General features: G+C 62.1%; 26 protein-coding genes and 1 pseudogene. 13 read left to right on the forward strand and 14 right to left on the reverse strand.

Features of this window, described 5'->3' with window-relative positions; translation table 11 throughout:
- Positions 1-20 precede the first annotated feature (20 nt).
- Positions 21-2,294, reverse strand: coding sequence for an NADP-dependent malic enzyme (locus tag M3P21_RS10985; protein WP_249710018.1), 2,274 nt, complete (start codon positions 2,292-2,294; stop codon positions 21-23).
- A 107-nt stretch (positions 2,295-2,401) separates the two neighbouring features.
- Here M3P21_RS10985 and M3P21_RS10990 point away from each other — a divergent pair.
- From M3P21_RS10990 to M3P21_RS11015, 6 genes and pseudogenes are all read left to right on the forward strand, one after another.
- Positions 2,402-2,542: pseudogene (locus M3P21_RS10990) on the forward strand (cupin domain-containing protein); the annotation flags it as partial.
- A gap of 72 nt (positions 2,543-2,614) precedes the next feature.
- Complete coding sequence (locus M3P21_RS10995) at positions 2,615-3,007, forward strand: cytidine deaminase (RefSeq protein ID WP_249710019.1); 393 nt, start codon at positions 2,615-2,617, stop codon at positions 3,005-3,007.
- A 4-nt stretch (positions 3,008-3,011) separates the two neighbouring features.
- Positions 3,012-4,319, forward strand: coding sequence for a thymidine phosphorylase (locus tag M3P21_RS11000; protein ID WP_249710115.1), 1,308 nt, complete (start codon positions 3,012-3,014; stop codon positions 4,317-4,319).
- A 94-nt stretch (positions 4,320-4,413) separates the two neighbouring features.
- Complete coding sequence (locus M3P21_RS11005; RefSeq protein WP_249710020.1) at positions 4,414-5,400, forward strand: adenosine deaminase; 987 nt, start codon at positions 4,414-4,416, stop codon at positions 5,398-5,400.
- The gene (gene upp / locus M3P21_RS11010; RefSeq protein WP_249710021.1) at positions 5,397-6,029 is read left to right on the forward strand and encodes a uracil phosphoribosyltransferase; all 633 of its coding nucleotides are present in this window, start codon (positions 5,397-5,399) and stop codon (positions 6,027-6,029) included. The genes M3P21_RS11005 and upp overlap by 4 nt, the downstream gene beginning before the upstream one ends.
- A gap of 68 nt (positions 6,030-6,097) precedes the next feature.
- A complete protein-coding gene (locus M3P21_RS11015) occupies positions 6,098-6,862 on the forward strand; it encodes an SPOR domain-containing protein (RefSeq protein ID WP_249710022.1) in 765 nt (254 codons plus the stop codon).
- 4 nt (positions 6,863-6,866) lie between these two features.
- On the opposite strand, the gene M3P21_RS11020 is transcribed toward M3P21_RS11015, so the two are convergent.
- Positions 6,867-7,880 (reverse strand): hypothetical protein, encoded by a 1,014-nt coding sequence (locus M3P21_RS11020; protein WP_249710024.1) that lies wholly within the window; start codon positions 7,878-7,880, stop codon positions 6,867-6,869.
- Positions 7,881-8,039: 159 nt separating this feature from the next.
- Here M3P21_RS11020 and M3P21_RS11025 point away from each other — a divergent pair, with 159 nt between their 5' ends.
- Both M3P21_RS11025 and M3P21_RS11030 read left to right on the forward strand, forming a co-directional pair.
- Positions 8,040-8,948 (forward strand): DMT family transporter, encoded by a 909-nt coding sequence (locus M3P21_RS11025; RefSeq protein ID WP_249710025.1) that lies wholly within the window; start codon positions 8,040-8,042, stop codon positions 8,946-8,948.
- 39 nt (positions 8,949-8,987) lie between these two features.
- Entirely contained in the window at positions 8,988-9,635 is a 648-nt protein-coding gene (locus tag M3P21_RS11030) for a sulfotransferase family 2 domain-containing protein (protein WP_249710116.1), read from the forward strand.
- A 407-nt stretch (positions 9,636-10,042) separates the two neighbouring features.
- On the opposite strand, the gene M3P21_RS11035 is transcribed toward M3P21_RS11030, so the two are convergent.
- The 8 genes from M3P21_RS11035 to M3P21_RS11070 all read right to left on the reverse strand — a co-directional run bounded on the left by M3P21_RS11035 (position 10,043) and on the right by M3P21_RS11070 (position 18,090).
- Positions 10,043-12,241: a 3-hydroxyacyl-CoA dehydrogenase NAD-binding domain-containing protein gene (locus M3P21_RS11035; RefSeq protein ID WP_249710026.1), complete on the reverse strand. Its 2,199-nt coding sequence runs from the start codon at positions 12,239-12,241 to the stop codon at positions 10,043-10,045.
- Positions 12,238-12,723, reverse strand: coding sequence for a cupin domain-containing protein (locus M3P21_RS11040; RefSeq protein WP_249710027.1), 486 nt, complete (start codon positions 12,721-12,723; stop codon positions 12,238-12,240). The genes M3P21_RS11035 and M3P21_RS11040 overlap by 4 nt, the downstream gene beginning before the upstream one ends.
- Positions 12,723-13,934, reverse strand: a complete 1,212-nt coding sequence (locus M3P21_RS11045) for an acetyl-CoA C-acetyltransferase (protein WP_249710028.1) — start codon at positions 13,932-13,934, stop codon at positions 12,723-12,725. The genes M3P21_RS11040 and M3P21_RS11045 overlap by 1 nt, the downstream gene beginning before the upstream one ends.
- A gap of 10 nt (positions 13,935-13,944) precedes the next feature.
- Positions 13,945-14,583 carry a glutathione S-transferase family protein gene (locus M3P21_RS11050; protein ID WP_249710029.1) on the reverse strand — a complete coding sequence of 213 codons (639 nt, stop codon included), beginning with the start codon at positions 14,581-14,583 and terminating at the stop codon, positions 13,945-13,947.
- Positions 14,584-14,767: 184 nt separating this feature from the next.
- Positions 14,768-14,980: a hypothetical protein gene (locus M3P21_RS11055; RefSeq protein WP_249710030.1), complete on the reverse strand. Its 213-nt coding sequence runs from the start codon at positions 14,978-14,980 to the stop codon at positions 14,768-14,770.
- Positions 14,981-15,035: 55 nt separating this feature from the next.
- On the reverse strand, positions 15,036-16,817 hold the full coding sequence (locus M3P21_RS11060) for an acyl-CoA dehydrogenase C-terminal domain-containing protein (RefSeq protein WP_249710031.1): 1,782 nt from the start codon (positions 16,815-16,817) through the stop codon (positions 15,036-15,038).
- A gap of 46 nt (positions 16,818-16,863) precedes the next feature.
- Positions 16,864-17,265, reverse strand: coding sequence for a MerR family transcriptional regulator (locus M3P21_RS11065; RefSeq protein ID WP_249710032.1), 402 nt, complete (start codon positions 17,263-17,265; stop codon positions 16,864-16,866).
- 456 nt (positions 17,266-17,721) lie between these two features.
- Positions 17,722-18,090 (reverse strand): MerR family transcriptional regulator, encoded by a 369-nt coding sequence (locus M3P21_RS11070; RefSeq protein WP_249710033.1) that lies wholly within the window; start codon positions 18,088-18,090, stop codon positions 17,722-17,724.
- A gap of 102 nt (positions 18,091-18,192) precedes the next feature.
- Here M3P21_RS11070 and M3P21_RS11075 point away from each other — a divergent pair, with 102 nt between their 5' ends.
- Genes M3P21_RS11075 through M3P21_RS11085 form a run of 3 tightly spaced genes read left to right on the forward strand, consistent with a single transcriptional unit; the run spans position 18,193 to position 20,464 of the window.
- Positions 18,193-18,624: a PaaI family thioesterase gene (locus tag M3P21_RS11075; protein ID WP_373319994.1), complete on the forward strand. Its 432-nt coding sequence runs from the start codon at positions 18,193-18,195 to the stop codon at positions 18,622-18,624.
- Positions 18,624-19,148, forward strand: a complete 525-nt coding sequence (locus M3P21_RS11080) for a PaaI family thioesterase (RefSeq protein WP_249710035.1) — start codon at positions 18,624-18,626, stop codon at positions 19,146-19,148. The genes M3P21_RS11075 and M3P21_RS11080 overlap by 1 nt, the downstream gene beginning before the upstream one ends.
- Entirely contained in the window at positions 19,145-20,464 is a 1,320-nt protein-coding gene (locus M3P21_RS11085; protein WP_249710036.1) for an MATE family efflux transporter, read from the forward strand. The genes M3P21_RS11080 and M3P21_RS11085 overlap by 4 nt, the downstream gene beginning before the upstream one ends.
- On the opposite strand, the gene arsC is transcribed toward M3P21_RS11085, so the two are convergent.
- Genes arsC through M3P21_RS11100 form a run of 3 tightly spaced genes read right to left on the reverse strand, consistent with a single transcriptional unit; the run spans position 20,461 to position 22,195 of the window.
- Complete coding sequence (arsC, locus tag M3P21_RS11090; protein ID WP_249710037.1) at positions 20,461-20,811, reverse strand: arsenate reductase (glutaredoxin); 351 nt, start codon at positions 20,809-20,811, stop codon at positions 20,461-20,463. The two genes, M3P21_RS11085 and arsC, sit on opposite strands and share 4 nt — an antisense overlap.
- Positions 20,799-21,860, reverse strand: coding sequence for a quinone-dependent dihydroorotate dehydrogenase (locus tag M3P21_RS11095; protein ID WP_249710038.1), 1,062 nt, complete (start codon positions 21,858-21,860; stop codon positions 20,799-20,801). Before M3P21_RS11095 ends, arsC begins: the two co-directional genes overlap by 13 nt.
- Positions 21,857-22,195 (reverse strand): DUF952 domain-containing protein, encoded by a 339-nt coding sequence (locus M3P21_RS11100; RefSeq protein WP_249710118.1) that lies wholly within the window; start codon positions 22,193-22,195, stop codon positions 21,857-21,859. The genes M3P21_RS11095 and M3P21_RS11100 overlap by 4 nt, the downstream gene beginning before the upstream one ends.
- A gap of 120 nt (positions 22,196-22,315) precedes the next feature.
- Here M3P21_RS11100 and M3P21_RS11105 point away from each other — a divergent pair, with 120 nt between their 5' ends.
- On the forward strand, positions 22,316-23,893 hold the full coding sequence (locus M3P21_RS11105; RefSeq protein ID WP_249710039.1) for a bifunctional metallophosphatase/5'-nucleotidase: 1,578 nt from the start codon (positions 22,316-22,318) through the stop codon (positions 23,891-23,893).
- 42 nt (positions 23,894-23,935) lie between these two features.
- On the opposite strand, the gene M3P21_RS11110 is transcribed toward M3P21_RS11105, so the two are convergent.
- Positions 23,936-25,591, reverse strand: coding sequence for a tetratricopeptide repeat-containing sulfotransferase family protein (locus M3P21_RS11110; protein WP_249710040.1), 1,656 nt, complete (start codon positions 25,589-25,591; stop codon positions 23,936-23,938).
- A gap of 269 nt (positions 25,592-25,860) precedes the next feature.
- Here M3P21_RS11110 and M3P21_RS11115 point away from each other — a divergent pair, with 269 nt between their 5' ends.
- Positions 25,861-26,466 (forward strand): glutathione S-transferase family protein, encoded by a 606-nt coding sequence (locus M3P21_RS11115; RefSeq protein ID WP_249710041.1) that lies wholly within the window; start codon positions 25,861-25,863, stop codon positions 26,464-26,466.
- Positions 26,467-26,534 lie beyond the last annotated feature (68 nt).

Consider the following 26,534-nt stretch of genomic DNA (forward strand, 5'->3'; position numbering starts at 1 on the left):
TCCCACTGAACTCAGACGGGTTAACCGTAATGCGCAACCGGCGTTCCTGCAATTGCGGACATGTTCAGCAGCCCGCGCGCGGTGATCGAGGGCGAGACGATATGGGCGCGGTTGCCCATGCCCATCAGGATCGGCCCGACCTCAAGCCCGCCGGCACGTGCCTTGAGGATGTTGCGCACACCGCTGGCGGCATCGGCATGGGCGAAGATGAGGATATTGGCCGCGCCGTCCAACCGGCTATGGGGAAAGATCCGTTTCCGCAGCACAGGGTCCAGCGCCGTATCGACGTTCATTTCGCCCTCGTAGACAAAATCGCGGCGTTCGGAATCGAGGATGTCCAAAGCCTCGCGCAGACGCTTGCCCGACCCTTTGGGCTGGTTGCCGAATTGCGATTGCGAGCACAGCGCGATCTGCGGCTCGATCCCGAACCGTTTGACATGACGGGCGGCGCCGATGGCGATCTCGGCCAGTTGTTCGGGATTGGGCAGTTGATAGACATGGGTGTCGGCGATGAACAGCGGGCCTTCCTCGAGGATCATCAGCGACAGTGCGCCATGGGCATAGAGACCGCCGCGCCCCAGCACCTGGTTCACATAGTTCAGATGCCAGCGATACTCGCCAAATGTGCCGCAGATCAGCGAATCCGCCTCGCCGCGCTGCACCATGATTGCGCCGATGGCGGTGGTGTTGGTGCGCATCACCGCCTTGGCGATGTCAGGCGACACGCCGCGCCGCATCATCAGTTCGTGATAGGAATTCCAGTAATCGTAGTAGCGCGGGTCGTTTTCCGGGTTCACGATCTGGAAATCCCGGCTCGGGCGGATGTCGAGGCCAAGCCGTTCGCAGCGGGCTTCGATCACGTCGGGGCGGCCGATCAGGATCGGGGTTTCAGTGGTTTCCTCAAGAATGGCCTGGGCGGCGCGCAGCACCCGCTCATCCTCGCCCTCGGCGAACACGATCCGGCGCGAGGCGATCCGGGCGGAATCGAAGATCGGGCGCATCAGCAGGGCGGATCTGAACACCGACTGGTTCAGTGTCTGCTTATAAGCCTCAAGATCCTCGATAGGCCGTTTCGCGACCCCGCTTTCCATCGCCGCCTGTGCAACCGAGGAGGAGACGACGCCGACCAGCCGAGGATCGAAGGGTTTCGGGATCAGGTAATCCGGCCCAAATGTCAGCTGCTCACCGCGATAGGCGGCGGCGGCTTCGGCGCTGGTGGTGGCGCGGGCCAGTTCGGCGATGCCGTCGATGCAGGCCAGTTGCATCTGATCGTTGATCTCGGTCGCACCCACATCCAGCGCGCCCCGGAAGATGAACGGGAAACACAGCACGTTGTTGACCTGATTGGGAAAATCGCTGCGCCCGGTGGCGATGATGGCGTCGGGCGCGACTTCGCGCGCGGCCTGTGGCAGGATTTCCGGCGTCGGGTTGGCCAGCGCGAAGATAATCGGGCGATCGGCCATCCTGGCAACCATCTCGGGCTTCAACACGTTGGGACCGGAAAGGCCCAGAAACAGATCGGCGCCGTCGATCACCTCGTTCAGCGTGCGCAGATCGCTGTCCTGCGCATAGGCGGCCTTATGCGGGTTCATGTCTTCGGTCCGGCCCTCATAGACCAGCCCGTGAATGTCGCAGAGCCAGACATTTTCCCGCTTCACGCCCATTTTCAGCAGCATGTTCAGGCAGGCGATGCCCGCTGCGCCGCCGCCTGTTGAGACGATCTTGATGTCTTCAAAATTCTTGCCCGCCACATGCAGCGCGTTCTTGGCCGCCGCCCCCACCACGATGGCGGTGCCGTGCTGGTCGTCGTGAAAAACCGGAATGCCCATCCGCTCGCGGCAAAGCTGCTCGACAACGAAACAATCCGGCGCCTTGATGTCTTCGAGGTTGATCGCGCCGAAGGTGGGTTCCAGCGCGCAGACGATATCTGCCAGTTTCTCGGGGTCGGATTCGTTCACTTCGATGTCGAAACAGTCGATATTGGCGAATTTCTTGAACAGGACGGCCTTGCCCTCCATCACCGGTTTCGAGGCCAGCGCGCCGATGTTGCCCAGCCCCAGCACCGCCGTGCCATTCGACACCACCGCCACCAGATTGCCGCGTGCCGTGTATTTCGCGGCATCCTCGGCGTTGCTCTTGATCTCGAGGCAGGCTTCGGCGACCCCCGGAGAATAGGCCAGCGACAGGTCGCGGCCATTGGCCATGGGTTTGGTCGGGCGGATCTCGAGTTTGCCGGGTTTTGGAAATTCATGATAATCCAGCGCGGTTTCGCGAAGTTTCTGTGTGTCCGACATTCCAAAGCTCCCGGCTGAATTTAGTTTAGCTTTAAACTATCCTTTACGTGAGGGAAATGGCGGGCTTCGTCAACAGCTGGCGCGGGCGGCTTCTTGCAAAAGCTGTGGGGCGCGACCCGTACCGGCTGGAAAAGGGCGACGCTTTTGTCATCCCGCCGGAGATGCAGACACAGTTGAGCGAGCCGAGTGCGGATGTGGAAATGCTGGAGGTGGCGCTACCGGGGGTGTTCAAGACCGAACTTGGCTAGAGGATGTCTCGCGGATTGGGTTTCTTTGCGGTATTCAATCCTGACCAGATGATCAAAAGCCGGGGAATCGCCATGAGTTTGAAAGACAGTGCCCTTGCGGTCCGCAAAAACGCCCATGCGCCTTATTCGAACTTCAAGGTGGGCGCGGCGATCCGGTCGGCCTCGGGCGTGATCTATGCCGGGTGCAATGTGGAAAACATCGCCTATCCCGAAGGCACCTGCGCCGAAGCGGGCGCAATTGCGGCGATGGTGGCGGCGGGTGAGACGCAGTTGACCGAGGTTTATGTGGTCGCGGGCAGCCCCGCGCCGGTGCCGCCCTGTGGCGGGTGCCGCCAGAAACTGTCGGAATTTGGCGCGCGCGATGTGGTGGTGACCATGGCGACCACCGCTGGCCTCGAGCAGGTGATGACCATCGGTGACCTGTTGCCCGGCGCGTTCGGCGCGGAGCATATGAAAGATGTCTGAGCGCATGGATGCACGGGCGATCATCGCAAAGCTGCGCCGCCGCGAGGTGCCCGATGCGGCCGAGCTGGCCTGGTTCGCGCAAGGTCTGGCCGATGGCAGCGTCAGCGACGCGCAGGCCGGGGCCTTTGCCATGGCCGTCTGCATGGGCGGTCTCGGGCCGGAGGGGCGCGCGGCGTTGACCGTGGCCAAGCGTGACAGCGGCGATGTGCTGCGCTGGGACTTGCCCGGACCGGTGATCGACAAGCATTCAACCGGCGGTGTGGGTGATTGCGTCTCGCTGGTTCTGGCCCCGGCGCTGGCCGAATGCGGGGCTTATGTGCCGATGATCTCGGGACGCGGGCTGGGCCATACCGGCGGCACGCTGGACAAGATGGAGGCGATCCCCGGCGTCACCACCCAGGTAGGGCAGGAGCGGCTGGCGCAGATCGTGCGCGACACCGGTGCCGCGATTGTCGGTGCCACGGCGCAGATCGCGCCTGCTGACAAGCGGCTTTATGCGATCCGGGATGTGACGGCGACGGTGGAAAGCCTCGATCTGATCACCGCCTCGATCCTGTCGAAGAAACTGGCGGCCAGTCCGGACGCGCTGGTGCTGGACGTGAAACTGGGCTCTGGCGCTTTCATGAAAACGCATGAGGCGGCGCGATCGCTGGCTGTTGCGCTGACCGAGACGGCCAACGCCGCCGGGTGCCGTACATCGGCGGTGATCTCGGACATGAACCAGCCGCTGGCGCGCGCGCTGGGCAATGCGCTTGAGGTGGATGAGGTCATGCAGGCGATGACCAGCGGGGCCGAGACACCGCTGTCGCGCCTGTCGGCTGAACTGGGCGGCGTGGTGCTGTCCGATGCCGGAATTGCGGATAACGCGCAACAGGGCGCGGACCGGTTGTCGGCCATCATTGCGGATGGTCGCGCAGCGGAGCGTTTCGGGCGTATGCTGGCCGCCGTGGGCGGCCCGGTGCAATTTGTCGAGAACTGGGCACGGTTCCTGCCCGAGGCGCATGTGATCCAGGAGGTGACCGCGCCTGATGCGGGCTATGTCCGTGCGATTGATGGCGAGGCGCTGGGTCTTGCGGTGGTGGCGCTGGGCGGTGGGCGGCAGGTGGAAAGCGATGTTGTCGACCCCTCGGTCGGGCTGTCTTCGGTCGTCCGGCTGGGGGGACGGGTCGAGCGTGGCGCGCCATTGGCCGTGATCCATGCGGCGCGCGAAGATGCGGCGCGGCACGCCGAACAGGCGGTGCGGGCGGCGATCCGCCTGTCACCTGATCCGGTTGCGGTGCCAAAGCTGATTCACGAGGTTATCCGGGCCTGAAGCGCTTGCATGGGCGCAATCAGATGATAGGTAGCGCCGATTACGCGGAGACCATGCGCGGTAGGGCGCGATGGTAAAGACAAGGAGTGTGCTCGTGAGCGTTGCCGCATTGCCAAAGGTTGAATTGCACCTGCATCACGAAGGCGCTGCGCCGCCTGCCTTCATCCGCCAGTTGGCGCATGAGAAAAAGATCGACCTGAGCCGTATCTTCCGTGCCGACAGCACCTATGAGTTCCGCGATTTCGCGCATTTCCTGTTGGTCTATGACGCCGCCTGCGAAGTCTTGCAGACGCCCGAGGATTTTCGCCGCCTCACGCTTGCCATTCTCGAAGAAAGCGCCGCGAACGGCGTGGTCTATACCGAAACCTTTGTCAGCCCGGATTTCTGTGGCGGCGGTGATCTGAAGGCCTGGCAAGAGTATGTGCATGCGATCCACGAGGCCGGCGACGAGGCCGAACGCAAGTTCGGCATCACCATGCGCTCGGTGGTGACCTGCATCCGCCATCGCGGTCCGGATCTGGCCCGCTTGTCGGCCCATTGCGCCGCCGAAACTGCCGGGGACCGGATCGTCGGTTTTGGCATGGGCGGCAATGAAGGGATGGGCAAACAGGGCGATTTCGCCTGGAGCTTTGATTGCGCCCGCGAGGCCGGGCTGCGCCTGACCACCCATGCGGGTGAGTTCGGCGGGCCGGACAGCGTGCGCGACGCGGTGCGCGATCTGGGGGTGGAACGGCTGGGTCATGGCGTGCGCGCCATCGAAGATGCCGATCTGGTCCATGAACTGGCCGATCGCGGCATCGTGCTGGAGGTGTGTCCGGGCTCGAACGTGGTTCTGGGGCTCTACCCCGATATTGCGGCGCACCCGATCCAGCGCCTGCGCGAGGCGGGGGTGAAGGTCACGGTTTCCACCGATGATCCGCCGTTTTTCCATACCACCATGGCGCGCGAATATGAGATGCTGAATGCGGCCTTCGGCTGGGAAGAACCCGATTTCGCCGAGATCAACAAGACCGCATTACACGCCGCCTTCTGCGATGAGGACACGCGCGCGCGCGTTGCACAAAGACTGGAGACATCATGAGCGAACATCTGACCGTCGTTGACCACCCGCTGGTCCAGCACAAGCTGACCCTGATGCGGGACAAGGGCACCTCGACCGCCACGTTCCGGCAGCTGTTGCGTGAGATCACCGAGTTGCTGGCCTATGAGGTCACCCGCGGATTGCCGATGACCACGCGCCATATCGAGACTCCGATGGAGGAGATGGACGCGCCGATCCTGGCCGGCAAGAAACTGGCGCTGGTGTCGATCCTGCGGGCAGGCAACGGGATGCTGGACGGAGTGCTGGAGCTGATCCCGTCGGCGCGGGTGGGTTTTGTCGGGCTTTACCGGGACGAGGAGACACTGCAGCCGGTGCAGTATTACTTCAAGGTGCCCGAGGGGTTGAAGGACCGGATGGTGATTGCGGTCGATCCGATGCTGGCCACCGGTAACAGTTCGGCCGCGGCGGTTGACCTGCTGAAACAGGCAGGCGCCACCGATATCCGGTTCCTGTGCCTGCTGGCTGCCCCCGAAGGCGTTGCCCGGATGAAAGAAGCGCACTCGGATGTGCCCATCGTCACCGCCTCGCTGGACCGCGAGTTGAACTCCAAAGGCTACATCATGCCGGGGCTGGGCGATGCCGGTGACCGGATGTTCGGTACAAAGTAGTTTAACGGTTGCATCCTTTACTCGCTGCGTCCGATAGGCCATGATTTTCAAAATCTTGCGAGGTCGTCATGAAGCTAACGGGAACACTCCTATCCGCACTTGCCGCAGCCCTGATCGGCGGCGGGAACGCCTTGGCGCAGACCTCGAACCAGCCTCAGAGCTCGGCGGCGCAAACGATCACGCTGAAGCCGGGGACACGGATCGTGCCCCGGCATGTCTATGACAACCGGCGCAACACGACCGGCCAATACGTGCCGCGTGGCTATCGCCGGGTCTGGGATGACGATCGGCTGAACACCAATCGGGCGGAGATTACCATCGCCCGGGCGGTGGCGGTGACTCGCCAGACCTACAAGGTGCCACGCGGATACCGCTATGTTGCGCGTCAGGATGACCGTCTCAATCCGCGGCGCGGGCTGCGCACACCAGCGGGCGACGCACAGACCGACCGGATCTGGCAACGCACCGTGCCGCGCAAGCTGGTGGAACTGCCGACCGATCGGCCTGTCTATGATCTGCCCGACACCGACAACCTGCTGGCCGCGACGCCGGATGAAAAGGGCGTGTTGCGCGTCTCGACCCGGTCGGACCCGGCTGCGGGGGCGCTAAAACCTGCGTTCTACCTGCGGATCTCCTCGCATGCAACCAAGGCAGGCGCGACCGCAACCACAGGCCAGGTGCAGGCGACAGGTCTGCCGACGCGCTACGGTGTGACGCGCGGCGGCGACCGGACGCTGGTGCTGGCCGGTCCGTTTGACAGCGAGGCGGCGGCGAAATCTGCGCTCGCCAAGGCGCGCAAGGCCGGGTTCCGCAAGGCGCGTCTGATAAAATAACGGATCAGGTGCCGCAGATATTCTGCAATCGCACCCAAGCGCTGTCCGGCAGCACCGGTTCAAGCGTGCGTCCGGCCATGGGGTCGGCCTCGATCAGGCCCAGAACGGTCTCGCCGGTAATGTCGCGGGCATAGGCATAGGGCGTCGAGGGCACGGCGGCCTGACCAAAGACCGCCAGCATGACATCATCGGGCAAATCGGCACGCGGCGCGGACAGCACCTGTTCGGCATAGTGATCGAGGCTCTCGCGGGTCAGATCGCCGGTGGTCAGAAGGCGAAACGCGGCAACAGGACCTGCGGTCTCCAGCAGTTCCGCCAGAGGGTCCAATGCCTGCGCCCGCGCGCGCTCTACCAGAATGTAGCCGGCGGCAACGGCGGGGTCCTCGTGATCCTCGATCAGGGTCTTGTTCACGGCGACGATCCCGCCGGGCAAATGCAGCGTATCGGCAATGCCCCCCGGCAGGACAACCAGCCGGTCGACACCGGTGCGGCGCGCCAGCACGTCGAGCGCGGCTCTCGCCTCATTGGCCGCGCAGGCGCGCCCGGCGACGCGTTCGATTCGGGCCAGCACCGCGCGCCCGATCTCGGCGCGCTTGATCTCGGGCACCACGGAGGTCACATGCCGCTGCAGCGCGCCGGGCAGCCAGAATACCAGCAGCGCGGCAACCGCCGTGATGACACCGGTGACGCTGAGCCAGCGCAGTCGTCCGGGATGCGGGCGCGCCCGCGCGATGGCGCTTTGCAGCCGTGCGATCGCCTCGATCATCGTGGTTTCGGAGTCGGCCAGTTCCAGCGTTTCCTCAGGGTCGCCGTCAGGGTGGAAAATGGCCGGGAAGGCACCGGGGTTCTGACGCTCCAGCGCGGCCAGCGACCAATGGGTGATCGCCTGATCGTTGAAGTCCGAGATGGTCAGCGTTGCGTCACCGATCGAGACAACAACCTCGCGGCGCTGTTCATCGGGGTTCGGGCGCCAGAGCCCGGTGGCCTCGATCCGGTCATATTGCGTGAGGGCGGTCATATGCGCTGAAACTGCTCGTTAGTCTTTTGACGCAGCCTAACATGCGGGCTGCCTGCGCCGCAAACGCCTTGCGACCGCGAAGAGGCGTGAATTCGGGATTGCAATGGCCGGGGCTTGCGCCGCAGCATGGACCGGAACGGGTGGGGCGCGGGACGGAACATGCAACCAACATCGCAAGGATCGTTGCTGAGCGCGGCCATGTTGATGATCGCGGCGATGTCCATCATCGGAGTGATCGACAATTACATCGTCGTTCTGGCAGAGTTTATCGGGCTCTGGCAGTTCCATGTGACGCGTACGCTGGTGGCGCTGCCGCTGATTGCCGGCCTGTCATTGCTTGGGCTGGGCGGGTTGCGGCCGGTACGATACTGGGCGGTTCTGCTGCGGTCCCTTTTGCTTGCGACCGCAATGATGTGCTATTTTACCGCGCTGGCCTTTATGCCTATCGCGCAGGCATTGGCTGGCCTGTTCAGTTCTCCGATCTTCGTCCTGCTGATCACCGCCTTCGTCCTGCGCAATCCGGTGGGACCCTGGCGGATCGGTGCGGTGATGATCGGGTTTTCCGGTATTCTGCTGGTTTTGCAGCCCGATCCGAATGCCTTTGATTATCGCATTCTCATCCCGCTCTGTGGTGGTTTCTTCTATGCGCTGAGCGCGATCGCCACCCGCAGCCTGTGTGCGGGGGAAAGTACGGTTGTCCTGCTCGGGGCATCGATTGGCGCGCTTGGTCTGATCGGGGGTATTGCCCTTCTGGGTTTGTCCCTGTTCCCGCTTGAGGCAGCGCCCGGCCCGGACGGGTTTGCGGCGCGCGGTTGGGTCTGGCCGATGACCCCGGCGATCCCGTTTGTGCTGCTTCAAGCCGCGGGATCGGTGATTGCGGTCTATATGCTGACCAAGGCCTATCAACTGGCCGAGCCTTCTTATGTGTCGGTTTTTGAGTACTCGGTAATGATCTTCGGACCGCTCTTTGCCTGGGTTGCCTTCGGTCAATCGCTGGACGTGACGCAGATCTTCGGCATCGGGTTGATCGCGCTTGCGGGCATCACCATCGCCTTGCGCTCGGGTTAGAGGTTTTGCCGGGCGGCTCAAGCGGTTAGCGTGTCCCCCATGATCATCTCGCGCGGCCGGTCCTATATCTTTGTTCACATCCCCAAGACCGGGGGCACCTCTCTGGCGCTGGCGCTCGAGTCGCGGGCGAAGAAGGACGACATCCTGATCGGCGATACGCCAAAGGCCCGCCGCCGCCGCCACCGGCAGCAATCGCTGCCCGCGCGCGGGCGGTTGTGGAAACACGCCACGCTGCGCGACATCGACGGTGTGGTCAGCGATGACGAGCTTGAAGATTTCTTTGTGTTCACGCTGGTGCGCAACCCCTGGGATCGCGCGGTCAGTTACTACCACTGGTTGCGAGAACAGCGTTTTGACCATCCAACGGTGACCTTGGCGAAGCGGTTGCAGTTTGAGGCGTTCGTGCTGCATTCCGACACGCTGGCCGCTTTCCGTAGCCACCCCTATACCAGCTACATGCGGGACGCGGCGGGGGTTGATCGCAGCAATCTCTATATCCGTATCGAGCATTTCGAAGCAGATGCCACAGCGCTTTGGCAGCATCTGGGCTTTGAAGTTGTGATGCCGCACGTCAACCGATCAGAGCGTTTGGCAGATTACCGGCGCTATTATTCCCCACCAATGATCGACGCGATCGCCAAAGTCTGCGCGGTTGATATTCACAAGTTTAACTACCGTTTTGAGTGATCCATCTCAGATGTTGTTTCCGATTGTGGCGCAATCATTCCTCGGCTGCATGATTGCGTGAAAATGACCGGCCAATGACACAAATTAGACGCTGTCAGGGCATAAAAAAGCTTCCGAATCGGCGCTCCTTTCCCCTACGTAAACTTTGGCCAGTCCGGCTTTGCTGCTGCCACCGGGACGGCACTTGATCACGGTCGGATCTGTGGAAGCCGCGAGGTCGCGGCGGTGCTGATGATCAAAGCCCCCACAAGGAACGATGGGTCGCATTTTCGGCACGCCAGCCATCACGGCAAAGCTGGCCCAACTTCCCGCCCTCGCGGGATGTTTGGAGACCACCCCCCTCTGTCTCCGAACGAAAAAACCGGCGTTCAATTTCGGAGCGCCGGTTTCCTTTTTAATGAATTAGATCAGGCTGCTTTGGCTTCCGGATCGAAGCGCCCGTAAAAGCTTTGCCCCTTGGCGGCCATGTCACGCAGCAGTTGCGGGCAGGCGAACCGGTCGCCATAGGCGGCAGTCAACTGATCGCAGCGCTCGGCGGCATAAGGCGTGCCGATGATATCGAGCCAGCTGAGCGGACCGCCGGACCAGGGCGCAAAGCCCCAGGCCAGAACCGCGCCCACGTCGCCTTCGCGGATGTCCATCAGAACGTTTTCTTCCAGTGCGCGCACGGCTTCCAGAACCTGTGCGAACATCAGGCGTTCCTGCACTTCGGTCAGGTCGGGCTGATCTTCGGCCAGCGGGTATTTCTCACCCAGACCCTCCCAGTAACCCAGACGCTTGCCCTTCTCGTCATACTCGAAGAAGCCGGCATTGGCTTTGCGGCCCAGACGGCCCAGATCTTCGAGCCAGAAGATCAACTCGTCGGCGGGGTTCTCGGGGTAGTCATCGCCCAGAGCCTCTTTGGTGGCCCGCGCGATCTTGGCGCCCAGATCGATCGAGGTCTCGTCGTTCAGCTGGATTGGACCCACCGGGAAGCCCAACTGCGTTGCGGCATTGTCGATCAGCGCGGGCGAGACGCCTTCGGTGATCATCCGCAGACCTTCGTTGATGTAGGGAATGATGCAGCGGTTGGCGTAGAAGAAGCGCGCATCATTGACCACGATCGGCGTCTTGCGGATCTGGCGCACATAGTCCAGCGCCTTGGCCACCGCACGATCACCGGTTTCGCGACCCTTGATGATCTCGACCAGCAGCATTTTCTCGACCGGCGAGAAGAAGTGGATGCCGATGAACTGCTCGGGGCGCGACGACGCCTTGGCAAGATCGGTGATCGGCAGGGTCGAGGTGTTGGAGGCAAAGATGCAATCCTCGGGGATCACGGCTTCGACCTTCTTGGTCATCTCGGCCTTGACGGCAGTGTCTTCGAAGACGGCTTCGACGATCAGGTCACAGCCTTCAAGTGCTGCCAGATCGGGCGTTGCGGTGATCAGAGACAGCATCGCCTCTTTCTTTTCGGGCGTTGCCTTGCCGCGCTTGATGCCCTTGTCAAGATGGGCTTCGGTATAGGCCTTTCCCTTGTCGGCGGCGGCCTGGTCGCGGTCGATCAGGACCACCTCGATACCGGCCTGTGCCGAGACCAGCGCGATGCCCGCGCCCATCATGCCTGCGCCCAGAACGCCGACCTTCTTGACCCTCTGGTCCGCGACACCGGCGGGGCGCACGGCGCCTTTTTCCAGCGCCTGCTTGTTGATGAACAGGCTGCGGATCATCGCTGACGAGGACGGGTTCATCAGCACATTGGTGAACCAGCGTGCTTCGATCTTGAGCGCGGTGTCGAAGTCGACCAGCGCGCCTTCATAGATCGCCGAGAGCAGCGCCTTGGCCGCCGGGAAGGCGCCTTGGGTCTTGCCGTTGACCATGGCCGAGGCACCAACGAAGGTCCCGAAACCGGCAGGGTGGTAGGGGTCTCCGCCGGGCATCTTGTAGCCTTTGGCATCCCAGGGTTTGACGATGTCCTCGTCCTTGGCGTTCAGCACCCACTGGCGCGCCGCTTCGAGCGGATCGGCAGACAGCTCGTCGACCATCTTGGCGGCCTTGGCCTTGGCCGGGTCCATCATCTTGCCTTCCAGCAGAACCGGAGAGGCCGCCATGGCGCCAACCATGTAGGAATAACGAATGGTGCCACCGCCGCCGGGGAAGATGCCCAGCAGAATCTCGGGCAGGCCGATCTTGGATTTCGGGTTGTCGGTCATCACGCGGTGGTGACAGGCCAGAGCAATCTCGGTGCCGATACCGGCGCAGGTGCCGTTGATGGCGCAGGCCACCGGCTTGCCGCCCTTGTTGGTCTTGAGCTCCATGCCCGCGCGCTCAAGCTTGCGCAGGACGCGGTGGCCGGCCATGGTGAAGTCGAACAGCGCCTTGGCCGGTTCGTCGCCCGCTTCTTCGCGGATCGTGGCCAGCGTGTTCAGATCCATGCCCCCGGCAAAGTCCTTTTTTGCGCTGGTGATCACGATGCCTTTGACCGCGTCGTCAGCCAGGGCCTGTTCGACGAAGCCGTCGAATTCCCCATAGGCCTCGCGGGTCAGCACGTTCATGCTTTTGCCCACGGCGTCCCAGGTGATGATAGCGACGCCGTCGGCGTCCACGTCGTATTTAAAATCGGTCATGTCTCGTCTCCGATCTGGTCAGCCGTCAGAGGGCTGCCATCTTTGCGGGTGAAGGCAAAACCGTTCATGTCCTGCTTCACCATCATGTCGATATCGCTGTAATAGCCGGTTTCAGTCGGGGTTCGGGTGCCCACCACCAGAAAGGCGGCAGGGGCATCCGATTTGTTTACAAGGTGATGCCCGTTGGCATCCCCGGCGGGGAAGGTGGCGCAATCGCCGGGCTGCATCGCATGGTCGCCGTCATCGTCGATCAGCGTGCAGATCCCTTCGGTCACCATCACGAACTCGTCCTGCTCCATATGGTAATGGCGCAAGGACGAGGCCGCGCCGGGCGCAAGCCGGACCAGATTCACACCATATTGAGTAAGCCCACCGGCATCGCCCAGCCGCTGGCTGCTGCGGCCTTCGCCATTGCGCGCCAGCTTGCCGGGATAACCCGATCCGGTCAGCCACTCGATCTGGGTGAGGTCCAGCTTGGGCATCAGACGCGCTCGATCACCGTGGCGGCACCCATGCCGGATGCGATGCAGAGCGTGGCCAGACCGGTTTCCTTGTCGGTGCGCTCAAGCTCATCCAGCAGCGTGCCAATGATGATCGCGCCGGTGGCACCCAGCGGGTGACCCATGGCGATCGAGCCACCATTGACGTTGACCAGTTCCGGATCGACATCAAAGGCCTGCTGGAAGCGCAGCACAACGCTGGCGAAGGCTTCGTTCACCTCAAAGAGGTCGATATCGCCGATGGTCATGCCGTTGTCGGCCAGGATCTTCTCGGTCACCGGAACCGGGCCGGTCAGCATCATGGTGGGCTCGGTGCCGATCTTGGCGGTGCCCTTGATGCGCGCGCGCGGCTTCAGGCCGTATTTCTCGCCAAATTCCTTGTTGCCGATCAGAACCGCCGCTGCCCCGTCCACGATGCCCGAGCTGTTGCCCGCGTGGTGGATGTGGTTGATCCGCTCCAGATGGGGGTATTTCATCAGCGCGACCTTGTCGAAGCCGGGCATCTGCTCGCCCATGGCCTGGAAGGCCGGCTTGAGGCCACCCAGCGACTGCATGTCAGTGCCGGGGCGCATGTATTCGTCATGATCCAGGATCGGAATGCCGTTCTGGTCCTTGACGGTGATCACCGATTTCGAGAAGCGGTTTTCTTCCCAGGCTTTGGCAGCGCGGCGCTGGGATTCCATGGCCAGCGCATCGGCCTGGTCGCGGGTGAACCCGTACTCGGTGGCGATCAGATCGGCCGAGATACCCTGCGGCACGAAACAGGTACCCATCGCGATCGTGGGATCGACCGGAAAGGCGGCACCGTCGCTGCCCATGGCGACCCGGCCCATCATTTCGACACCACCGGCGATATACGCATCGCCGCCGCCGCCCCTGACCTGGTTGGCGGCCAGGTTGACCGCCTCCATGCCGCTGGCGCAGAAACGGTTGATGGAAAGGCCGGGGATGGATTGATCCAGCTCCGAGGCCAGCACGGCAGTCCGTGCCAGGCAGCCGCCCTGTTCCTTGACCTGGGCCACGTTGCCCCAGATCACGTCCTCGACCGCATGGCCTTCCAGGCCATTGCGCTCTTTCACCGCGTTCAGCGTCACTGCGCTGAGCCGCGCGGATGTCACCTCGTGCAGGCTGCCATCCTTGCGTCCCTTACCCCTGGGGGTACGCAGAGCATCGTAGATGTATGCTTCGGTCATGTTGCTCTCCTCAAGCTCGGTCCGACGATTTGCCGGGCATCAGATCATAGGGGTGTTTCCAGCCACGCGTTTCACTGATCCGCGTGAGCCAGGCGTCGATATGGGGCCAGTCGGCCCGGTCAAACCCGAAAGGTTCCGGATAATAGAGATAGCTGCAGCAGCTGAGATCGGCATTGGTGAGCCCGTCGCCAACAATCCAGTCGCGCCCGTCCAGATGGGCGTTCAGCGTTGCGTAAGCGGCCTTGAGCCGGCCCTGGTTGAAGGCAATCACCTCGGCGGGGCGCTTGTCTTCGGGCAGGAAATTGATCAGGTAACGGGTCAGCCCCGCCATCGAGCTGAATTTGTGATTGTCCCACAGGACCCAGCGCAGAATGTCATAGCGCTCAGCCTCGGTCCGGCCGCCGAACTTGCCGGATTTCTCGCTGACATAAGCCTGGATCGCGCCCGATTGGCTGGTGCGGAATTCGCCGTCGATCAGAACCGGCGCTTCGCCCATTTCGTTGACGTCGCGGCGAAACTCCGGGGTTCTGGTCTGGCCGTTGAAGAAATCGACGAACACAGGCTCCCAGTCGAGCCCCGACAATTCGAGGGCCAGCGCTGCCTTGTATGAATTCCCGCTTTCTGCGAAGCAGTGAAGTTTCATCGTCATGTGCTCAGCACTCCTGTGAAGCGTCTGCTGCCCGCTGTTATTGAGTATTCCGAGAAAGATGAAGTGTGCCGGTACGTCAGTCGCGAATGTACGCAACGCGCAATGCGCCGGGGCTTCAACCTTGTCGGAAGGCTCAGTGAAATCCGGTGTGCCAGCTTGTCCCTTCAGCCGGTTGCCGGGGCGATCATCGTTTTCGGTCCTCCAGTTCCGCATTGAACAGACGCAGTCTGTGGGTCAGGTTTTCGTCATTGATGACGCTGTTGAAGTTCTCGAACAGGAACGACAATGCCTCGCCCTCGTCCAGCCCCGCCTCGGCGGCAAACCTCTTCAATCTGCGATAGCCGTCCTCGGTCATGGCGACGGGGAAGCGGCGGGTCAGGCGGAAACGTTTCGGCATCTTGATCCTCTGGGTTGAAAGGCTCCGGACCGGGTGGCCCGGAGCCAATCTGGGATCAGAACTGATCGGCGTCCAGTGTCATCACCGGTGCCGCGCCCGACTGGATGCGGGCCAGGTGCATGCCAGTGGCGGGCAGGCGGCGCGCCATGTAGAAGCGGCCGGTGGTCAGCTTGGTCTCGTAGAAGTCCTTGTCCGAAGCCCCCCCGGCCAGCGCGTTGCGCGCGGCGAGCGCCATCTGCGCCCACATCAGACCCAGGCAGACATGACCGAACATGTGCATGAAGTCATTGCTGCCAGCCAGCGCCTCGTTCGGGTTCTTGGCGGCGTTCTGCATGAAGAACATGCCTGCCGACTGCAGGTCCTTCGAGGCCGCTTTCAGCGGTTCGATGAAGTCGCGGTCAAAGGCTTCGTCCTGACCGGCGTTTTCCTTGCAGAAGGTTTTGACCATCTCAAAGAACGCCATGACATGCTTGCCGCCATCGACGGCCAGTTTGCGGCCCACCAGATCCAGCGCCTGAACGCCGTTGGCGCCTTCGTAGATCTGAGCGATCCGGGCGTCGCGGGTGTATTGCGACATGCCCCATTCCTCGATGTAGCCATGGCCGCCATAGACCTGCTGGGCCTTCACGGTCATGTCGTAGCCTTCATCGGTCAGGAAGCCCTTGATGACCGGGGTCAGCAACGAGATCAGGCCGTCGGCATCTTTATCACCCGCACGGTGCGCCTTGTCGATCATGGTCGCGCCCCACAGGACAAACGCGCGCGCGCCTTCGCAGAAGCTTTTCTGATCCAGCAGGCTGCGGCGGATATCGGGGTGCACGATCAGCGGATCGGCGGGACCATCAGGGTTTTTCACGCCGGTCACGTCGCGGCCCTGCAGGCGGTCCTTGGCGTATTCAACGGCGTTCTGATAGGCAGCGTCGGCCTGGCCGAGGCCCTGCATGCCAACACCCAGACGGGCTTCGTTCATCATGGTGAACATGGCGCGCATGCCTTTATGTTCTTCACCCAGCAGGTAGCCGGTCGCGCCGTCATAGTTCATCACACAGGTCGAGTTGCCGTGGATGCCCATTTTTTCTTCGATATTGCCCACCGTGGCACCATTGCGCGCGCCCAGGCTGCCATCCTCATTCACCAGGTATTTGGGCACGATGAACAGCGATACGCCCTTGATACCCTCGGGGCCGCCGACGATCTTGGCCAGCACCAGGTGGATGATGTTGTCGGCCATGTCATGTTCACCGGCCGAGATGAAGATCTTCTGACCCGATATCTTGTAGCTGCCGTCGCCCTGCGGTTCCGCCTTGGTGCGCATCAGGCCCAGATCGGTGCCGCAATGCGGTTCGGTCAGGTTCATGGTGCCGGTCCACTCGCAGCTGACCATGTTGGGCAGATAGGTGTTCTTCTGCTCTTCGGTGCCATGCGCCAGGATCGCCGAGGCCGCACCATGGGTCAGGCCCTGATACATGGTGAACGCCTGGTTGGTGGCCAAGAACATCTCGCCCACAGCGGTTGCCAGAACATAGGGCATGTTCTGTCCGCCATATTCCTCGGGCATATCAAGGCCGGTCCAGCCGCCCTCTTTCATCTGCTCGAACGCGTCCTTGAAGCCCGTCGGCGTATAGACGACACCATTTTCCAGACGGCAGCCTTCCTTGTCGCCGACGACGTTCAGCGGGTGCAGCACGTTGCTGGCGATCTTGCCGGATTCTTCCAGGACGGCACCGGTGAAATCAGCTTCCAGCTCATTGTAACCCGGAATATCCGAGCCGGAGACGTTCAGCACATCGTGCAGTACAAACTGGGTGTCTTTGGTAGGGGCGTTGTAAATTGGCATGAAGGGCTTCCTTTTGGACTGGTCGACAATCTTCAGGGTATTGAGATCATTCGGCGGCTTTTTTTGTATCTTCCATAGAGACGAGGATTTTCTCGCCCCATTTCAACTGCGCTTTCAGATCGTCGATCGCCTGTTTCAGTTCGTCGCGCTGTGCTTCCATGTCGGCAAGGCGCTCACGGGCGATTTCGAACGTGCGTTGCAGTTGCGTGTGTTGCTGGTCACCAATGTGATAAAGGTCAAGCAATTGGCGGATTTGTTCAAGGCTAAAGCCGAACCGCTTGCCCCGAAGAATGAGTTTCAGCCGCGCCCGGTCACGCTTGGTGAACAGGCGTTTCTGGCCATCCCGGATCGGAAACAGCAACTCCTTGGCCTCATAGAAGCGCAAGGTACGAGGCGTGACCTGATAGGCGTCACACATCTCGCGAATTGTCATCGTGTCTTCGTGCATATTCTCAGACTCTCAAACTAAACAAGCAGTGCACCGGAAAGGTGCGCAGCCCGCCGGCGCAATACAACATCAGCTTTACGTTTGCGTAAGCGAAACGCTACGTCACTTAAAGTTCTGACGTTGGATCATTTCAGAAGGCGTCGTGAAAGGCCTATGGTGAGAGATGTTTAATATACTTATTACAATGATTTAGGCGGTTTTATCATCGCTTCGGGTGCGCTTGAATTTGTTGACGGGTAAGTTGATCCGCATCAGCGCGCATATCTCTTTCCGATCGTAATGCACCGTGCGCAGCGGTTTCGAACCTGTTCGGCCCACGCTTTCAGGCGGTCCTCAGCCAGGCGACGCAGCGGGCAGAATAGCCTCGGATGAGTGCCACCCAACCATGTCAAAGAGGTTATGTTTGCTGAGTGCGAAGGGTTTGTCGGATCGGCAAAGGAACCGGACCGAATGGGGCTATTTCAGCAGTCCGACCGTCTGATCGCGCAGCCGTACCAACTCGTCCATCGCGTCGTCAAGTTGCTGGCGCTGCTTGCGCAACTCCTCCAACTGACGGTTGGCAACCTCGACAAAGGTTGCCATCTGAACCTTGTCGCCCTTGTCTTCGTAGATCAGCAGCCATTGTCGAATTTCTTCCAGCGCAAACCCGCAGCGCCGCCCCCGCATGATCAATTCCATACGCGCCACTTCCCTGTGCCCATAGAACCGGGACCGGCCTTCGCGGTCGGGGTGCAGCAGTTCGATATATTCGTAATATCGCAATGTGCGTGGCGTCACTTCGAACTTTGCGCACATTTCCTTGAATGACAGACGGGTCTCGGTCATCGATAATCTCCTTGTATCGCAACCTATTGCGTCGGCAGTTTTGGCGCAACAGTTGGGCTTGCTCTTTTGCGGCGCGCCACACCATAAAGAGGTGTTAACGGATTGGAGACACAATTGGTCGACAGCGAGAAATTTGCCAAACAGTTCATCGAGGCGATCCCGCATGCGCGGGCGCTGGGGCTTGAACTTATCACTATAGGCAAAGGGCAGGCCGAGATTTCCATGCCCTACAAACCCGAGCTTGTGGGCGATCCGCGCAACGGTGTCGTGCATGGCGGCGCGGTCTCGGCGCAGATGGATACGTGCTGCGGGGCTGCGGTAATGTGTCACCCCGACGCCCCGGCAGGCACCGCCACGATCGACCTGCGGATCGACTACATGCGCGGCGCGAATCCCGGTCAGACCATCACCGCCAAGGCGACCTGTTACCACGTCACGCGAAATGTGGCCTTTGTCCGGGCGGTCGCGACCGACGAGGATGTGGACAACCCCGTCGCCACCGCCACCGGCGCCTTCACGGTTGAGGGACGCTGATGGCGCGCGCCCGCCCTGAACCGATGCATGTGGTCAGGCAGCGCCGCGATGCGGCGTTTGCGGCGCTGGTCGATGGCATTCCCTATGCGCAATTCCTGGGCATCACACTGGAACGACGGGGCGATGAACTGACCGGCGTGCTGAATTTCGACGACAAGCTCATCGGCAACCCGTTTCTGCCCGCGCTGCATGGGGGGGTGATCTCGGCCTTTCTGGAAACCACCGCGATCCTGACGCTGGCCTGGCAACATTTCCTGCCACTGATCGAGGCCGGAGATATCGAGGTCGAATCGCTGACGCTTGAGACGATACCGAACTTTCCCAAGACCATCGATTTCACAGTTGACTACTTGCGCACCGGCCTGCCGCGCGACGCCTATGCGCGGGCCTGGGTGGGCCGCGCGGGCCGCCGCTATGCCACCGTCCGGGTCGAGGCATGGCAGGATTCGCGCTCGAAACCTTTCGCGCAGGGGACCGGGCATTTCCTGATGCCCCAGCCCAGGGATTCCGAGACCGGGTCGTGAGCGCCACGCGCGCGCCGATCACCCATCGCCGGGTGCTGGTCATTGCCGCACCCATCGTCTTGTCCAACGCCACTGTGCCCATCCTGGGCGCGGTCGACACAGGGGTTGTTGGCCAGATGGGACAGGCCGCGCCGATCGGGGCGGTCGGCATGGGTGCGGTGATTCTGTCGACGATCTATTGGGTCTTCGGTTTCCTGCGCATGGGCACGACCGGTCTGGCAGCACAGGCGCGCGGGGCCGGGGACAGTGCCGAAACCGGCGCGCTTCTGATGCGCGGCGTGATGATCGGCGGGGCCGCCGGGCTGCTGTTCATCGTGACGCAGGCGGCGCTGTTCTGGGGCGCGTTCAAGCTGTCGCCCGCAAGCGCCGAGGTCGAGGCGCTGACCCGGCAATATATGGCGATCCGCATCTGGGGCGCGCCCGCGACCATCGCGCTATATGCGGTGACCGGCTGGCTGATCGCGGTTGAACGAACGCGCGGAGTGTTCGTGCTGCAGCTCTGGATGAACGGGCTCAACATCGCGCTGGACCTGTGGTTCGTTCTGGGCCTCGGCTGGGGTGTCGAGGGCGTGGCCATCGCGACCCTGATCGCCGAATGGACCGGTATCGCGCTGGGGCTGTGGCTGTGCCGCGAGGCGTTTGCGGGCGATCAGTGGCGCGACTGGAAGCGGGTGTTCGACCCGGCGCGGTTGCGGCGGATGATGCAGGTGAACGGGGATATCATGGTGCGCTCGGTTCTGCTGACCGGGTCTTTCACCACCTTCCTGTTTGTCGGCGCTGATCTGGGCGATGTGACGCTGGCGGCCAATCAGGTGCTGCTGCAATTCCTCGAGATCACCGCTTTTGCGCTGGACGGGTTCGCCTTCTCGGCCGAGGCGCTGGTGGGCGGCGCAGTTGGTGCGAAATCGCGGCATGATCTGCGCCGCTCGGCCATCATTGCATCGCAATGGGGCGTTGGCGGCTCGGTGCTGCTGGGGCTGTTCTTCTGGCTGTCCGGGCCGGCGCTGATCGACCTTATGGCCACCTCGCTCGAGGTGCGGGCAGCGGGGCGCGACTATCTCTGGTGGGCAGCGCTTGCGCCAGTGATCGGCATCGCAAGCTGGATGTTCGACGGCATCTATATTGGCGCCACCTGGACCCGCGAGATGCGCAACGCGATGCTGGTCTCGGTCGCGATCTATGTCGTCGCGCTGTTGGCGCTGGTGCCGCTGATGGGCAATCACGGGCTCTGGGCGGCGCTGATGGTGCTCAATATCGCACGCGGTGTGACACTGGGGCTGCGCTATCCAAGGCTGGAGGCGCAGATTGCCGCCTAGAGCAATTCCAGCATTGCCTCGGGCGGGCGGCCGATCGCGGCGCGATCACCGCTGATCGCCAGCGGTCGTTCGATCAGGATCGGATTGTCCGCCATGGCGGCCAGCAGCACCGCGTCAGGGTCCTGTTTCGACAGGCCCAACTCCTTGAACCGCGCCTCGCCGGTTCGCATCATCGTGAGGACCGGCGGCTGCCCCAACGCCTGAAGCGCCTGCCGCAACTCTTCGATACTGGGCGCATCGTCCAGATATTTGCGGACGGTGACAACCGCGCCGCGCTCTTGCAACAGGGCAAGACCAGTGCGGGATTTCGAGCATCTGGGATTGTGCCAGTAGGTTATGTCAGCCATTCGTCCCTCCCGGTTCCGACCGCATCGGCCACATTGGCAAATCCGTCCCGCGCCAGCAGCCCGTCCAGCCCCCGCGCGATCTCGGGCACCAGAGACAGCCCGTGATAGACCAGCGCGGTGTAAAGCTGCACCGCCGAGGCCCCGGCGCGGATCTTGGCATAGGCCTGCTGTGCCGAGGACACGCCGCCGACGCCGATCAGGGGCACGCTGCCGTCAGTCGCGGCGCTGAGCTGCGCCAGAACCCGTGTCGAACGCTCAAAAAGCGGCTGGCCCGACAGCCCGCCCGCCGTGTCGCGATAGCGCTCATCCACATCTTCGCGCGCAAGCGTCGTGTTGGTGGCGATGATCCCGTCGATGCCGGTCTCCTGCGCGACCTCGGCCACGTCGCCGACCTCGCCCTGGGCCAGATCCGGCGCGATCTTGAGAAAGACCGGAAGGCGGCGCTCAAGATCATCGCGTGCGGCCAACACACCACCCAGCAGCGCCGTGAGCGCGGCCTTACCCTGCAGGTCGCGCAGCTTTTCGGTATTGGGAGAGGAGACATTCACCGTCGCGAAATCCAGATGCGGGCCGCAATGCGCCAAAACGGTCGCGAAATCACCGGGCCGGTCGCTGCTGTCCTTGTTGGCACCCAGGTTGAGGCCGATCACCGCATCGCGCGGGCGCTGCGCCAGCCGCTGGGCAATGGGGTCCATCCCCTCGTTATTGAAGCCGAACCGGTTGATGGCCGCCTGATGCTCGGTCAGGCGAAAGAGGCGCGGTTTGGGGTTGCCCTCCTGCGGTCTGGGCGTCGCCGCGCCCACCTCGACAAACCCGAACCCCGCGCGCGACAGTGGCCCCAGCACCTCGGCGTTCTTGTCGAAGCCTGCGGCCAGCCCGACCGGGTTTGGCAGATCAAGACCGGCAATCTGCGTGCGCAGTCGCGGCGTTGTCACCGGGCCGGATACCGGCCCGAGCCCCAGCCTCAGCGCCTTGACCGACAGGCCATGTGCGGTTTCGGGGTCCAGATGGTGCAGGACGGCAAGGCCAAGCCGCTCGCTCAGTGTCATGTCATGTCCTCGGGGAAGCGGTGGCGGCCCTCGGTCAGGGGCAGGGGTATTGACCAGATAACATCTGTCATTCGCAGTGGCCGGTAGAGATGCGGAAACAGCGCATCGCCGCGCGACACCTCCCATTTCAGCTCCTCGCCCATGGCATCGCCGTCGCAGGCCAGCAGGACCAGGCCGCCTTCACCGGCGAAGTGTTTCGCCGCCGTTTCGCGCGCCTGCGCGGCGGTCGAGAAATGCACATAGCCATCGGCCAGATCAATCGGCGCACCGGCGCTTTCGCCAGCTGCCTGCAGGGCGGACCACTCGTCCGCGCGGAATATCTTGTAGATCAGCATGGCTGTCCTGATGCCGTGCAGTTGACGCGGAATCAAGCGGCATTTTCCCGATATCTCCCCTTTGACTCCGGTCGCGGTCCGGCGCACCATCCACAGCAATCAACAACTGGGAGTATAACGATGTTGACGCGATTTCTGACATCGGTTGCCGCATTGGGCCTGACCGCCGGTCTGGCTGCGGCGGACTATGAGCTGACGATCCTGCATACCAATGATTTCCACTCGCGGTTCGAGCCGATCTCGAAATATGACAGCGGCTGCGACCCCGAAGACAATGCCGCAGGCGAATGCTTTGGCGGGTCGGCCCGTCTGGTCACCGCTATCAGCGAAGCGCGCGCGCGGGCGGCAAACAGCATTCTGGTCGATGGCGGGGATCAGTTTCAGGGTTCGCTGTTCTACACCTACTATAAAGGCAAAGTCGCGGCCGAGATGATGAACAAGCAGGGCTATGACGCGATGACCGTGGGCAACCACGAGTTTGACGATGGCCCCGAGGTGCTGCGCGGCTTTATCGACGCGGTTGATTTCCCGGTTCTGATGTCGAATGCCGATATCGCCGACGAAGAGCTGCTGACCGACAAGATCAAGAAATCCGTGGTGCTGGACGTTGGCGGCGAAAAGCTGGGCCTGATCGGCCTGACCCCGGAAGACACGCATGATCTGGCATCACCCGGCCCCAATATCACCTTCTCGGACCCGGTGGCGGCGGTGCAGGGCGAGGTGGATCGCCTGAGCGCCGAGGGCGTCAACAAGATCATCGTGCTCAGTCATTCCGGCTTTGCAGTCGATCAGCGTGTGGCCGAGAATACCACCGGTGTCGACGTGATCGTGGGCGGTCACTCCAACACCTATCTCAGCAATGTTTCGGACAAGGCGGCGGGGCCTTATCCCACCGTCGTCAACGGCGTTCAGATCGTGCAGGCCTATGCCTATGGCAAGTTCCTGGGTGAATTGAATGTCACCTTCGATGATGCGGGTAACGTCACCGCAGCCACCGGCGAGCCGCTGATCATGGACGGTCAGGTGGTCGAGGATGCCGACACCGTCAGCAGGATCAAGGAACTGGCGCAACCGCTTGAGGAGATTCGCAAAAAGGTTGTCGCCGCTGCCGCAGAACCGATCATGGGCGAGCGCGAGGTCTGCCGGGTGCAGGAATGCGCCATGGGCAATCTGGTGGCCGATGCGATGCTGGATCGGGTCGCCGATCAGGGTGTGACGATTGCCATTGCCAATTCCGGCGGGTTGCGCGCCTCGATCGATCCGGGCGAGGTGACCATGGGTGAGGTGCTGACCGTGCTGCCCTTCCAGAACACGCTCTCGACGTTCGAGATCAGCGGCCAGGGCCTGATCGACGCGCTGGAAAACGGCGTCAGCCAGGTGGAAGAGGTCAAAGGCCGCTTCCCGCAGGTGGCGGGGCTGACCTTCACCTGGGACCCGTCCGCTGCCCCGAACGAGGGACGGATCACTGACGTGATGGTGGCCGGAGCCGACGGCTTCGCGCCGATTGATCCGGCGCAGACCTATATGGTGGTGACTAACGACTATGTCCGCAATGGTGGCGACGGCTATGACGTGTTCTCGGGTGACGACAAGAACGCCTATGATTTTGGTCCCGATCTGGCGGATGTGACGGCTGAATACCTGGCCGCGAATTCGCCCTATCAGCCCTATACGGACGGCCGCATCAAGCAGAAGTGACACCTGACCGCGCTGCGCCCTACGCGCGGCGCGGTCTACCGCTCAGGCTTGTTCAAGAAGGTCGAATTCCGGCCAGAGTTCTGGATCGAGTTTGTTGATGAAGGGCCGCAGGACATCCTCGGCCTGATGCCAGCGGCCGACCGCCTTGCCCGAGATTGGTTTGCGCACCTGATGCGCACTTGCCGTATGCACGCGCGCGGTATTTTGCTCCGGGCGCAAGATCGCTTCGTTCCAGTCCAGCCCGCAGTGATCCACCATGCGGCGGCTCTGCGGTTCGGGCATCGCGACAAGATCTTCGTACCGAACGGTGAGGATCTGTTCGGGATAAAGCGCTTCCCACCGCGCCATGTGGCGCCGGTAAGTGTTGGCGGCCTCGGCCATGGCGTCGAGGTCGGACGTATAAGTCAGCCCGGCAGCCGGAAAACGGGTCAGCCACATGGACAGCGCCACGTCGCGCGGGTCGCGCAGGCAATGGACAATGCGCGCATGGGGGAACGCGGTCAGGATGAAGCCGATCAGCTGATAATTATGCGGCATCTTGTCGACAAAGGCGCGGCTTTCGCGCGCGTTGGCAGGGAGGGCGTCAAGATAAGATTGCGCAAGCTGGTCAGCCTCCTGCGGTCCGAACGGAATGTCGGGGTCCAGATAGGGCCGGGCAAGATTGTCCATGTGGCGCAACTCACCGCACGAGAACACGTTTTCCAGCCGCGTCAGCATCATTTCGACCAGAGTGGTGCCGCTGCGCGGCTGACCCAGCACAAAGATCGGGCAGGGCGCAACAGGGGATGGTGCATTCACGCCCCCGCTGAATTCACGGTCGAATATCTTGGAATAGCCCGGGTCAGCCTGTGCCGCGAGACGCGCCATGTGGCGAAACTGCTGCGTATTGGCCTGCGCCGCCCAATGCAGCGCGCCATCCATGTCGCCAGCGCGGTTCAGCAGATCGGTCATGGCGAAGCAAAGCAATTCACGATCCTCGGCATTGGAGGATTGTTCCAGCGCCGCTTCGATCTCGTCAGCAAGCTGGCTGACGCTATCTGACGGGTGGATTCGCGCCAGTTCGAACAGGTTGCTCGCCCGGTTGGGGGTTCGCTGCAGAACTTGCCGGTGGATCAATATGGCGGGTTCGGTATCGCCAGCCTGCGCGAGCGCGCGCGCGTGGTTGGTCGCGATCCGGTCATCTGCCGGTGCCAGAGAGAACGCTGTTTCGAAATCCTGTGCAGATGACTCGAGCTGTTTCAGAAACTCTTTTGCGATCCCGCGTGCAAGATGGGCCTCTGCCAGGCCCGGTTGCATCGCCAGCGCACGCGTCGCGCTTTCGACCGCCTGATCCCAACATGCTGTTTCGATCTGTGCACGCGCCTGGGACAGGCGCAGCGCCGGGCTATCGACGCCGCTGTCAAACAGCTGTTGCAACCCGGCAAGAGCCTTGTCCGCTCCGCCGCAATCCACAAGCGCATTCAGAAGATTTTGCCGGAACGGCAAGTGGTCCGGGCGCAGCTTGGCCGCCTTCTGAAAATGAACCGCGGCCTCTTTCGGTCGCTTGAGGCTGACCAGGGCCAGGCCCGCCAAATTGCTGAAATCCGCCTGATCAGGGTGCTTCTTGAATCCCAGATTTGCCTTTTTCAAGGCTCGCTCAGGGTGGGTGCCGATCAGGGCCGACACTTTTTTCAGTTCACTTACGATGGTCTTGTTCATTGGGGTTTGCTGAAACTCGCAGGGCACGCGCTGGCATATGAATATTCCCAAGGATATAGGCCAGATCTCAGCCGGATGTTAGTTGAAATCGCCGTGACGGGCTGGCGTGGTCACGAAAGACCCAAACAGGGTTTCAGGGCTCTTCAGCCAACTAGTTCTGCCTGCCCGACAAATGGAACCGTTCCCGGATCTGCATCATGCGGAAACGGTGACTTAACATTATTTAACTTTAGTGTAAAATAAAGGTCTGACATTCGGGAGGTTTTCTGATGAAGTTGCATGTTTTCTCACCATCGCCAAATAGCCGGAAGGCGCTGTTCGTTACTGGTTATCTGGGACTTGGAGTTGAGACGGAACAAGTGGATCTTGCTTTGGGAGACCAAAAAGGCGCCGGCTTCCTCGCGCTCAACCCAAACGGAAGGGTGCCGGTTCTGGAACAGGACGATGGCAGCACGCTTTGGGAATCGAATGCGATCGTGAACCGGTTGTGCGCCGAGGTGGATACGGCACTCTGGCCGAAATCGAACCAGCGTTATGACATCATGCGGTGGCAGTTCTGGGAATCCTGCCATTGGACACCGGCCTGCAGCCCGTTCATCGCGCACCACTTCTTTGGCAATCAGGACGTGGATCTGGGCGCGGCAGCCAGTCAGATGGAGCCGTTTGCAAAGGTGCTTGACGATCATCTGTCCGGGCGCGGCTGGTTGTCAGGGACCGGGATGACCACCGCCGATATCTCGGTCGCGGCCATTCTGTGTTACCGCGAGGCCTGTCAGTATCCGCTACAGGCCCATGACAACATCGCTCGCTGGATGGACCGGATCGAGGCGATTGATGTCTGGCAAAAGATCAACCCGGTGCCGGAAGCAGCCTGAAGACACCGACGGGCGGCGTATATGGGACGCGGGCGAATCAGGCCGGGTCTGCTATAACTCTGCGGGAC

It is taken from the genome of Ruegeria spongiae (assembly GCF_023502395.1).
Taxonomy (GTDB): domain Bacteria; phylum Pseudomonadota; class Alphaproteobacteria; order Rhodobacterales; family Rhodobacteraceae; genus Ruegeria_C; species Ruegeria_C spongiae.